We start from the raw sequence: 10,413 nt of genomic DNA on the forward strand, positions 1-10,413 counted from the left end.
GGTATCTCGTGTCAGGATCACTCGCCCACATCACGCAGCCGGAGGCTGCGCCACCCAGAACGGGGGTGCGTCGCTGGCTGTCAGCACTGCTCGCGCTCCTGGTCATCGCGGGTTCTTTCGCGCTCGGCCCCCAGGCTGCCCATGCTGGCAGTGAAGGGGTTGGGTACTGGTCAGATGGTGCGTTCCTTGGTGCGTACAACACGGATGTGGATGGCCGGCAGGCGTACTGCGCGGACTTGGACGCGGACCCGCCCTACGGCAACACATCGGGGCCGGAACGGATCACGTCACTGGATTCGTTGTCGCGGCAGCAGCTTGCCGAGTTGAACTATGTGATGGATCGGTGGGGGCAGTCGGGCGATCCGAATGTCACCGCCGCGGTCGCGCTGCATGTGTGGTCGGTGGCGAGCCCTGGCCGGTATAACTCGCACGGCATGTCCGGTGACGATTACTACATTGCCCGCGCCCCTGCGTCGGAGCGGGGAACGATCCTCGCGAACCTCGCCGCGATGCGGCAGGAGGCTGCTGCAAACGCGGTCACCGACCCGTCACTGTCGCTATCGCTTGAGATGTCGGATCAGTACGCGGGCACCCTCACCGTCGCCACCCACCCCGCAGGACTCACCGGCGCGGCGACCTTGTCGGATGCGGTCTTCGCTGACCGTTCCTCGGCGCGCACGATCGGCACCGGAGCGCACCCGATCACCGGCACCCCCGCAGACGGTGTCCCGTCCTACCGGGTCGGCGCATCGATGAACATCGATGCAGCCGGATATGGTGCAGCCCTCGATCTCTACACGACCCCAGGGAAGCAGCGCCTCATCGCCGCCGTCACCGGGTCATCCACCGGGCTCTCGGCGTCGGCGGAGTCGCCGCTGATCGAGCTTGATTTCCAGCCGGAGATCACCACCCAGGTCACCTCCCGCTACGTCGCTGAGGGTGATGCGTTCGTGGATGGGCTCACGGTGTCGGTGTCGAAGGGCACCTGGATTCACCTGGGCGGCAACCCGATTGAAGTGACGGCGACCGGCACCCTGTATGGGCCGTTCGATGAGCAGCCGACCGAAGCCGACACCCCACCCGCCGGAGCCCCCGTCGCAGGCACCGAGACGGTGACGTTGACGGGTACGGGGTCGTATACGTCGCCGGGCACGATCGTTGCGCCGGAGTCGGGGGTCTACACGTGGGTGTGGAGCATCGACAAGGCCGCGCACGGTGAGAACGCGAAGTACCTCACCGACTCATTCACCGACCGCTTCGGCCAAGTCACCGAGACGTCAGTGGTGCCGTTCCAACCCGACGCTATTTCGGAAGCAGACCAGCGCCTCGCCGTCCCCGGCGACGCACTCACCGACACGATCACCGTCAGTAGCAGCAATGGTGCGTGGTTGAAGAAGGACGGCGCTTTCATTCCGGTGGTGTTCGAGGGCACCGCCTACCAGGTACCCGGCACGCTACCCCCGGCACAGAACGCCGCGATCGACCCGAACGCGGTGCCGCTCGGCACCGTCACGGTCACCGCCGACGGCCCCGGCGTCTACACATCGCCGCCAGTCATCGCACCAACGGGCGGGTTTGTGACCTGGGTGTGGGAGGTTCGGAAAACTACGCAGCCGGAGTGGGTGCGCGACTACCTCGCCACAGACTGGGCCGACGAGTACGGGATCAGCGTGGAGACGACGTCGGTGCGGTGGCCTGTCACGGTGACCTCGCTGATGCGGGAGTACAACGTGCACCCCGGCGGACGCGCCTTCGATATGATCACCGTCACGGGGTTCCCGGCGAACCACGGCGATTTCGCCGGCGACGGCTACTGGAATGCCGACGTTGACGAACTGCATCACACCGTCTACGGCCCCTTCGCCACCGACACTGAACTCACCGACGATCTCGACCTCACCAGCGCGCCGGTGCTGGCGGAGCTTGTGACGCCGGCACGGAATGGGGTCTACAAGCTCGGGTACACGGATGAGGACAAGATCGTGCCGACCGAGCCCGGCTTCTACGTCCTCGTCACCACCTTCACAGGCGATGACCGGGTGCAGCCGTATGCGTCGTCTCCGGCGGATGTGCTGGAACGCTTCTACGTCCCACCCACCGGCACCGACGTCCCCGTGTCGGTGGTGACGCAGGCGACATCGGAAGCGTTCGTCGGTGAACCGTTCTCGGATACCGCGCTCGTGCAGGGCACGAAGATTCCCGACGGCGCCTATCTGGTGTTCCGCGCCTACGGCCCCCACCCGGCCGACGCCGGAGCCGTGTGTGAGGTGCCGTTCTACGAGAGCGAGGAGATCCCGGTCACCCAGGCCGGTGTCTACCGCTCCGGCACCACCACCGTCACCGAGCCGGGGAACGTGTACTGGGTCGAATCCCTCTACAACGCCGACGGCGAGATCATCGCCGAGGGTGTGTGCGGTGCGCCGGGTGAGACGACGGTCGTGAAGGATCAGCCAGAGGAGCTGACCGTGAAGACCAACGCTGTCTCGACCGTGGAACTGGGTGATCCGGCGCATGATGTCGCGACCGTCACCGGCACCGTCCCCGACGGGGCACGCCTGGTGTTCGAGGCGTACCGGCAGGACAGTGACATCGCGAGCTGCACCCCGAAAGAACTCGTCTTCACCTCCACAGTCATCGAGCTAAATGGTCCGGGTGAGTATCGCTCCGACGAGGTGATCTTCGAGACGGCGGGCACCTACTACTGGGTGGAGACCGTCACCGGCAAGGACGGCACGATCCTGCACCGTGGGGTCTGCGGCGCACCGGATGAGACCACCACCGTCACCGACACCCTGGAACAGCCAAGGACTCCGGACACTCCGGGTGAGCTTGCGCACACCGGCGGCGGCGGCGACTGGTGGCCGATCGGACTTGCCGGTGGGCTGATCGCCGCGGTCACCGGTGGGGTGCTGCTGTTCGGGCGTCGCCTCGCGATCGCCCGCGAACGCACCGGATACGTCTGTGACGAGGACCTGTCGTTCGAGGAGTTCAAGGCCCAGTTCGAGGGAGCAAAGGAGGACTAACCACAGACTGCTGACCTGCCGGCACCCCCATGGCGGGTCGGCACGGGAGGGCACGAACCACCCCCAGGTTCGTGCCCTCCCACCTGCGTTCCCGGGGGCGGTGCGGGCGCACCTGCATGGCGACACCACTGCACTCCACGGAGAGGAACCGTTCTGTGACGCCGAAGCCCCGCTACCGCCGCACCCACCCCGACCACCAGCCCCCACGCACGGTGAAAGCATCGAAGTCTGAACCAGGAGGGCCGGTCGTCGTGCCGGTGGTGGAGTTCACCATCACCGCTAATGGTTCGATGACAGTCACCGTGGACGGAGAGGCGTATCAGCCGGAGCCCTTCGCACCGGGCTGGCGGCGCGAAGCGTTCCCGACAATCCTCGACGCCCTCACCGCCCAGTATCGGTCGCCGCTGCGGGTTCAGGTACACGAGGCCGACGGGTCAACGTTCACCGACATCATCACCCCGCCCCGCGAACGCCCGACCCCGAAACCCTGGCAGCCCACAACACCTGCGGCGGTGTCGCCTCCGGTGCCAGCCGCGCAGCCGGTGCTGCATCAGGTCGCAGGGGCGGGGTTCGTGCCGGGTGAGGATGTCGCCGTCGCGATCATCCACGCCCACACCGACGCCAGCACCGACGGCACCGCCCGCACCCTCCTCACCGCAGATCAAGCAGCCCTTGCGGTGACGGGTGAAGTGATCCTCCTCGGCCGCATCTCCGGCACCCTCAGCATCGGGCGAATCCGATGAGTACGCCGCGGCAGGGTGGTGCGTTTGGGGATGAGCTGGCGAACTTCGGCATCATCGCCCTCATCGCCGCCGCCGTCATCGCCGTCCTTCTCCGCGTCGCAGGAACCGTCACTGCCTGGGTCACCGGGGCCGTGCAGCCGGCGGGCGGGGTCGAAGCCGGCCTCGGCGTGCTCCTGCACCCCGCAGACCCCGGCAGCGCCCTCGGCACCGACGGGCTGAACCCGGTGGCCTACTGGATCGTCGCCGGCATCCTCATCATCGCGGTTGGGAGTGCGGGGTGGTGGGTGTGGCGGTTCTTCCGTGAGCAGTCGCGGCAGACGAAGGTCGACCCGTACCGGATCGTCGGGATCGCCACCCGCACCGACGTCACGACCGCAGCATCTGAGAAGGCGCTGTTGCGGCGGGCCGGGCAACTCCGACCCTCCATCCAGAACCCGGCCGTCACCGATGTCGGCTACCTCCTCGGCGCATCCAGAAACGTAAACGTGTGGGCGAGTGTGGAGGACTCGATTCTGCTGATCGGGCCACCTCGTTCAGGGAAGGGGCTGCATGTGGTCATCAACGCGATCCTCGACGCCCCCGGAGCCGTCGTCACGACCTCCACCCGCCCCGACAACCTCACCGCAACCTTGAAAGCGCGGAGCGCGGAGGGACGGCCATTGGCGGTGTTCGACCCGCAGCACCTCGCCGAAGGTGTCCCCGCAGGACTCCGATGGTCGCCAATCCGGGGATGCGAGGATCCGCTGACGGCGATGATCCGCGCCACCGGACTCGCCGCCGGTACCGGCCTTTCTGCTGGCGGTGTTGAGGGTGGGGACTTCTGGGAAGGGAAAACCCGCACCGCTCTCCAAGCTCTCCTCCATGCCGCTGCTCTCGATCACCGGACACCGGCTGAGTTGTTCCGGTGGACCCTCGATCCTGCCGCAGCGTCCGATGCGGTCGCGATCCTCACCGCGAACCCGAAAGCGGCGACGGGGTGGGCGGATTCGTTGCAGGCGATGATCGACGCAGACCCCAGAACCCGCGACTCCATCTGGCAAGGCGTGTCCCTCTCCCTTGCCGCCCTCGCAGACCCCCGCGTCCTCGATGCCGTGAGTCCCGGCCCGGAGGAGCGCTTCGATCCGGAGGAGTTTCTGCGTAAGCGTGGCAGCGTGTATCTGCTGGCGACGGGTGCGGGGGCGAACAACAGTGCCGCGCTGGTGTCGGCATTCGTGGAAGACCTCGTCGAAGCCGCCCGCCGCCTCGCCGCCAGATCACCCGCAGCCCGCCTCGACCCACCCCTGCTACTGGCGCTGGATGAGATCGGAAACCTTGCTCCGCTACCGTCGCTTCCGACGTTGATGGCAGAAGGTGGGGGTACGGGGATCACGACGATGCCGGTGCTGCAATCGCTCGCGCAGGCGCGGGAGAAGTGGTCGGATAACGCGGCCGGCGCGATCTGGGACGCCAGCATTGTGAAGATCATCCTTGGTGGCGCATCCAACTCCCGTGACCTTCAAGACCTCGCCACCCTCATCGGGGAACGCGACGAGATCACCGACTCCACCACGATCGGTGACCACGGCTCCCGCACTGCACAACGCTCCATCCGCCGGGTGTCGATCATGCCGCCCGACGTGATCCGCACCCTTCCATTCGGTACCGGCCTGATCCTGCTGCGCGCCGCACCGCCGATCGTCGCGAAGCTGCGTGCTTGGACGCGCCGCAAGGACGCGAGTGAGCTGCAGACGCAGCGGCGGTTGGTGGAAGAGCTGCTGCAAGTCGGCACCCCGAACACCTGAAAGTGACGAGGGGCCGGTGAGTGCACCTGAGTGACAGAGCACCCCGACCGGGGCTGCCGCTGTCACGAGGAGTGTCCAATGGCTATCCACACGCAAGAGTCTCTGTCCGGGTTCATCGCTTCCGAACCGCACCTGTCGTTCACCGAGAAAGGCGACGCGCGACTGTTCGTGAAGATCGGGCAGGAACACTACCGCAGGGAAGACGATGGCTCGTTCACGCAGACCGAGACTACCTTCCATGATCTCGTCGCGTTCCGGAAGACCGCCGAACGCGCCCACCAGCGTTTCGCGAAAGGCGACAAGTTCGTCGCTGAGGGCTACACCCACCACTACGACCGCACTGGCGACACCGGACAGACGGTCAGAGCCGAGGAGTTCGTTGCAAAGAAGATTGGGCACGACCTCGCCCGCACCCGCTACACCGTCGATCGCCCCCGACGCACACAGGCAACGGACTCGCTCGATGCCGGACTTGAGGACGCCGCACTGTCCACGGATGCCCCGCGCCGCGCGTCCGCGGGTGCCGCAACGGTCGGAAGGTGAGAGCGGATCATGGTCGATGAACTGCCCGACACGGGTGATAGCGACGCTGGTGAAATGGCGGAGGACGAGTTCGATGAGAGCTACGATCCCGACACCGACACCTCTATCTCTGACGACGACACAGCGGGTCCGCCTGGACCGGTGAACTGGAACCTCCTCACCGCCGATGCTGCGGAAGAAGAATGGCTCGCACTCAACGAATGGGTGCACTGGCTGCGCCACACCTACGGCCTCCCCGTTGCCGTCTGCCCGCCGTTCTGGCACCGCCACCCAGCCTTGGTGTGGGAACTGTCCGCGTTGCACATCCACTGGCTGTGCGCGATCCACCCCGAAGCGAAGGGCAGCGCGATGCTCGTCTGGCACCGCGACTTCACCGAAGCCCAAGAACGCCTCCGGCACTGGACCGCCGCCTGCGGCACACGCCTGACCACTGACCGCCCCACTCGCCGCATCGCCTGGCCCGGCGAACCGGATACAGGCCCCATCGAAGACATCGTGATCTCGAACCGAGAGGAAGACTTCGTTGAGTTCATGCACGCCGATGTGGAAGCGCGCCGGCGTGCCGAGGATCAGTTCATCGCAGGGCTCGTCCTGAGAACGGGGGAAGTGCCATGAGCAGGGGTGACCGCAGGCGGGGTGAGGACAGACGCTTCACCGTCGAGGCAGTGCCGCGCAGTCAACCTGACTTGCATAAGCTCGCGCAGGTGTTCCTCGGCATGGCCGTCAGCAGATCGAAGACGAACGACGCGCCCACGCCGGATGCCACCGATCCTGGGCGTTCTGAGCCCGACAAAGTAGAATAGAACCGACGCCACGGCCTTACCGGGCCGGGTGCGCAGTCTCTTTGCCCTTGTGGCTTACCCCGGTTCCTTTCCGGCGGACGTGTTTCCCATTTACGAGTCGCACCGCGTGACGCTTCGCCGTCGCGTTGGCTCCCACCCATCGGTGAGAGGAAACACGACTCATGACTCTGGCACCCCCAGCACCACCCACCAGCATCGACCGGCTCGGCGAGACCACCACCCTCGCTGTCTCCTACCTTCGTGTCTCCACCAAGGAGCAGGCAGAGCGCGGTGGCCGTGACGAGGGATTCTCGATCCCCGCGCAACGCGACGCGAACCTCCGCAAGGCCCGCGATTTGAACGCGATTGTCGTGGAGGAGTTCATCGACGCGGGTGAGTCCGCGCGCAAGGCCGACCGGCCAGAGCTGATGCGGATGATCGAGTACGTCACGACGCACCAGGTCGCGTACTGCATCGTCCACAAAGTCGACCGGCTCGCACGCAACCGTGCCGACGACGTAGCGATCCACCTCGCGCTCAAAGACGCTGGAGTGATCCTCGTGTCCGCAACGGAGAACATTGACGAGACCCCGTCAGGGATGCTGCTGCACGGCATCATGTCCACGATCGCAGAGTTCTACTCCCGCAACCTCGCCAACGAGGTGGCCAAGGGCATGACCCAGAAAGCCGCCACCGGCGGCACCGTTGGTCGTGCCCCCATCGGCTACCTCAACGTCCACAAGCGTGACGAACTCGGCCGCGACGTTCCCACCGTAATCCCGGACCCCGACCGCGCTGCTTTGGTGCGGTGGGCGTTCGAGGCGTACGCGACGGGGAACTACTCGACCTCGATGCTGCACAGCGAACTTGTTGACCGTGGCCTCACGACCGTGCCGACCCCGAAGCGGCCTGCGAAGGCTCCGGGGCTGTCCACGATCCAGCAGATGCTCTCCAACCCCTACTACAAAGGCGACGTGATCTTCCGTGGCGCCCGCTACGACGGACTCCACGAACCGCTGGTGAGCGCGGAACTTTGGTATCGAGTGCAGAACGTCCTCACCGCACGCCAGGTGTCCGGGGAGAAAACTCAAACGCACGAGCACTACTTGAAGGGCTCCGTCTACTGCGGTGACTGCGGTTCCCGACTGATGGTCACTCATGCGAAGAACGGCAAGGGCGTCGTCTACCCCTACTTCATCTGCGCAGGCCGGCACTCCAAGCGCACGAACTGTGTCCGTCAGGCGATGCCGATCGAGCACATCGAGCGACAGGTCGAGGACTATTACCGGCGGGTGCAGATACCCGAGCACGTCGTCACCGCGCTGCGGCACATGCTCGTGCGCCAGTTCGATGACCTCCACGCCGCAAACAAAGCAGAACGGCACACCCACGCCGTCGAGCGTGACCGGCTCCGTGACGAGCGCCGGAGCCTGCTCCATGCCCACCACGCCGGTGCCGTCCCGCTGGACCTCCTCAAAGAAGAGCAAGACCGCATCGGGCGCCGGCTCGCATTCCTCGATGCGCAGATCGACGCGGGGCAGATCGAGTACGACCAGGCCAAGGCGCACCTTGAAGACTGCCTCACCCTGGCCGGTGACATGCACGTGATCTATATGAGTATTGACGACTCATTGCGACGCATCTGCAACCAAGCGTTCTTCGAGCGCATCCACGTCTACGAGGTCGAGAACGCCGACCGGGTGGAAGCGGAGCCGGGTGAGCCGTTCGACACGCTGCTCGACCCGGCAGTCCACGCGGCAGCGCTGGCCTATGAGGCCAGCGTGCGCGCGGGTGAGGATGTCAAACCTGCAGATGTCGCATGTTTGAACATCGACACTTGGGTGGGCGATACCAGACTCGAACTGATGACCTCTTCCGTGTGAAGGAAGCGCGCTACCAACTGCGCCAATCGCCCGTGGATTGCGGGATCCGGGATCCGCACACCAACCGGATCGATGATACACGGAATCCGGGGCCGGTGTGACCGGGGCGGACGGTTCCGCGCGTTCTCGCGGCACCGGGACTACTCATCCGGGCGTGTCGTCAGGGGTGCGAGATCGCTGTTGAGCTGCTGATCCAGTTTCGAACTGGTCTCGCTCAGCGCCACGAGCTGCTCTCGCATCGCGTTGTACCGGTCGATGTCCGTCTGCAACCCCTGACGTGTGCGTTCGAGCTCCGTTCGTCGCCCCTCGAGCTCGCTCTTGATCCGGTCGAACTCGTCCGGCGCCTCGGCGAACTCGGAGCGCTCGTTGCGACCGGAGAAATCGGCCGCGTCAGCGTTGAAGGTCTCCACTGCACGGTCGTAGTCTGCCTTGCGACGCTCGACGTCATCGCGCAGCGTCGCCATCTCGCTCCTCAGCGAGTCGGCCTGACGCTGCAGTTCGGCGAACACGGTGTGAAACTCGTCGAAGCTCGCGACGAGGGAGCCGCGATCCCTGAACCACTGGGCGTACCAGTCGTCGAGCCACCGGGGCAGCCGCTTCACCTCGGTGCCGAGCACCGAGTGCAGCTCGCTGGCGAAGGCGGAGTCGGAGAGCTTGCGGTACACCGACATGCGCTCCCGGAGCTCGGGATCGTCGGCGGACAGGCGATCGAACTCCCGGCGCAGCTTCCCGCCGAGATCGTCCCGTTCGCCCTCGCCCAGCCGGTTGTACGCGGCGTGCAGCAGCTCGTGCGCGGCCGTGACCCCGACGATCCCCGTGATGCGCTCGTCGGTCACGTCGAAGAGATGGATCCGATCGCCCGCATAGCAGCCCAGCACGTGCTCCTGCTCCGACCGCTCGACGCCCGCGCACTGCTCGTTGAAGTGACTGCTGCCGTCGAGCGTCGGACGCGTCGCCAGGAAGATGCGCTCCCCCGAGGCCGTGAGGCGCAGATCCTTGAGCACCCGCTCGATCTGCGGGCTCGTCTCGAAGCCCACCGCCGAGAAGCGATCCCGGATCTCCTGACGGTGCGTCATCGCGAAGACGACCAGCGCGAGCACCGCGAGGAACACGATGAAGCCCAGTATGCGCTTCGCCCTCCCCCGCGGCTTCGTCCCCATGCATCCACCGTATCCGCGAGGGGCGTCGAACGGGAGAGATTCCGAGCCCTCGAACAACGGCTTCTGCGCGACTCCAGACGGCGCGCCCGGGCTCCTCGATCCGATTTGCGCGCAGCCGCGCAACCCCCCTATAGTTATTCAGGTCGCGGAAACGCGGCGGAGTGCGGATGTAGCGCAGTTGGTAGCGCATCACCTTGCCAAGGTGAGGGTCGCGAGTTCGAGTCTCGTCATCCGCTCCAGCGACCGGGGCGACCGGGTCGCTTGTGTGGTGTGGCAACCACTGCGGTGGCGTGGCCGAGAGGCGAGGCAGCGGCCTGCAAAGCCGTATACACGGGTTCGAATCCCGTCGCCACCTCGCCGGACAACTGAATAGCCTGAACAGGCGCGATTGGCGCAGCGGTAGCGCGCTTCCCTGACACGGAAGAGGTCACTGGTTCGATCCCAGTATCGCGCACAGTTTACCGGCTCATCGGAATCGAGAGTGTAGGAGCGGCCTGA

Annotated in this window: 7 protein-coding genes and 4 tRNA genes; 9 read left to right on the top strand and 2 right to left on the bottom strand. The window is 65.9% G+C overall.

Features of this window, described 5'->3' with window-relative positions:
• Positions 1-8: 8 nt before the first annotated feature.
• From D1J51_RS16160 to D1J51_RS16185, 6 genes are all read left to right on the top strand, one after another.
• Complete coding sequence (locus tag D1J51_RS16160) at positions 9-3,023, top strand: hypothetical protein (protein WP_162903899.1); 3,015 nt, start codon at positions 9-11, stop codon at positions 3,021-3,023.
• A 155-nt stretch (positions 3,024-3,178) separates the two neighbouring features.
• Positions 3,179-3,766, top strand: a complete 588-nt coding sequence (locus tag D1J51_RS16165) for a hypothetical protein (RefSeq protein WP_240423380.1) — start codon at positions 3,179-3,181, stop codon at positions 3,764-3,766.
• The gene (locus D1J51_RS16170) at positions 3,763-5,547 is read left to right on the top strand and encodes a type IV secretory system conjugative DNA transfer family protein (RefSeq protein WP_119076953.1); all 1,785 of its coding nucleotides are present in this window, start codon (positions 3,763-3,765) and stop codon (positions 5,545-5,547) included. The genes D1J51_RS16165 and D1J51_RS16170 overlap by 4 nt, the downstream gene beginning before the upstream one ends.
• A 78-nt stretch (positions 5,548-5,625) precedes the next feature.
• Positions 5,626-6,090 carry a single-stranded DNA-binding protein gene (locus D1J51_RS16175; RefSeq protein ID WP_024355949.1) on the top strand — a complete coding sequence of 155 codons (465 nt, stop codon included), beginning with the start codon at positions 5,626-5,628 and terminating at the stop codon, positions 6,088-6,090.
• A gap of 9 nt (positions 6,091-6,099) precedes the next feature.
• Positions 6,100-6,705, top strand: coding sequence for a hypothetical protein (locus D1J51_RS16180; protein WP_024355950.1), 606 nt, complete (start codon positions 6,100-6,102; stop codon positions 6,703-6,705).
• A 349-nt stretch (positions 6,706-7,054) separates the two neighbouring features.
• On the top strand, positions 7,055-8,755 hold the full coding sequence (locus D1J51_RS16185) for a recombinase family protein (protein WP_076623904.1): 1,701 nt from the start codon (positions 7,055-7,057) through the stop codon (positions 8,753-8,755).
• On the opposite strand, the gene D1J51_RS16190 is transcribed toward D1J51_RS16185, so the two are convergent.
• Positions 8,715-8,787: transfer RNA gene (locus tag D1J51_RS16190), tRNA-Val, on the bottom strand. The two genes, D1J51_RS16185 and D1J51_RS16190, sit on opposite strands and share 41 nt — an antisense overlap.
• A 108-nt stretch (positions 8,788-8,895) precedes the next feature.
• A complete protein-coding gene (locus D1J51_RS16195) occupies positions 8,896-9,915 on the bottom strand; it encodes a coiled-coil domain-containing protein (RefSeq protein ID WP_119076957.1) in 1,020 nt (339 codons plus the stop codon).
• 163 nt (positions 9,916-10,078) lie between these two features.
• On the opposite strand from D1J51_RS16195, the gene D1J51_RS16200 reads away from it, so the two are divergent.
• From D1J51_RS16200 to D1J51_RS16210, 3 genes are all read left to right on the top strand, one after another.
• Positions 10,079-10,154: transfer RNA gene (locus D1J51_RS16200), tRNA-Gly, on the top strand.
• 45 nt (positions 10,155-10,199) lie between these two features.
• Positions 10,200-10,270, top strand: a tRNA-Cys gene (locus tag D1J51_RS16205).
• A gap of 27 nt (positions 10,271-10,297) precedes the next feature.
• Positions 10,298-10,369, top strand: a tRNA-Val gene (locus tag D1J51_RS16210).
• The last annotated feature ends 44 nt before the right edge of the window (positions 10,370-10,413 follow it).

Source organism: Leucobacter sp. wl10 (genome assembly GCF_003569785.1).
GTDB lineage: Bacteria > Actinomycetota > Actinomycetes > Actinomycetales > Microbacteriaceae > Leucobacter.